This window comes from Vibrio sp. 2134-1 (assembly GCF_033339495.1).
On the sequence record NZ_JAWOUS010000597.1, the window covers coordinates 1 to 623 of the forward strand.

1 protein-coding gene is annotated in these 623 nt (G+C 50.2%); it reads right to left on the reverse strand.

What is annotated here, in order from left to right; translation table 11 throughout:
* Positions 1–623: 23S rRNA pseudouridine(1911/1915/1917) synthase RluD (gene rluD, locus R7R78_RS27445; protein ID WP_225474773.1), on the reverse strand; the 623-nt coding region annotated here is incomplete at both ends.

Genomic DNA, 623 nt, shown 5'->3' on the forward strand with positions numbered 1-623 from the left:
AATACGTGCACGACCACCGTAGGCAGTATCACCTAACAGAGGATGCTGTAGGTAAGACATATGAACACGGATTTGGTGAGTACGACCCGTTTCCAAACGCAGACGGATACGCGTGTGCTCACGGAAGTGTTCTGCTACACGGTAGTGCGTTACCGCAGGTTTACCCAAAGGAGCTACAGCCATGAGTGTGCGTTTAGTCGAGTGGCGACCAATTGGTTGATCCACTTTACCACCCGCTGTCATACGACCGATTGCAATCGCTTCGTACTCACGCGTGATGTTGCGTTTTTGCAGAGCACGAACCAAACGCGTTTGCGCAGGAACGGTTTTCGCCACAACCATCAGACCTGTGGTGTCTTTATCAAGACGATGTACGATGCCCGCACGCGGTACTTCTGCGATGTCTGGGTAATGATGTAGCAATGCATTCAGCACGGTACCATCTGGTGTACCAGCACCAGGGTGAACGACGAAGTCACGAGGCTTATTGATTACGATGATGTCATCATCTTCGTAGACGATATCTAGTGGGATATCTTGCGCTTCCCAGCGTTCTTCATCTTCCAGCTCGGCTTGTAAAGTAATTTCCTCACCACCCATTACTTTGGTGCGAGGTTTAGTGA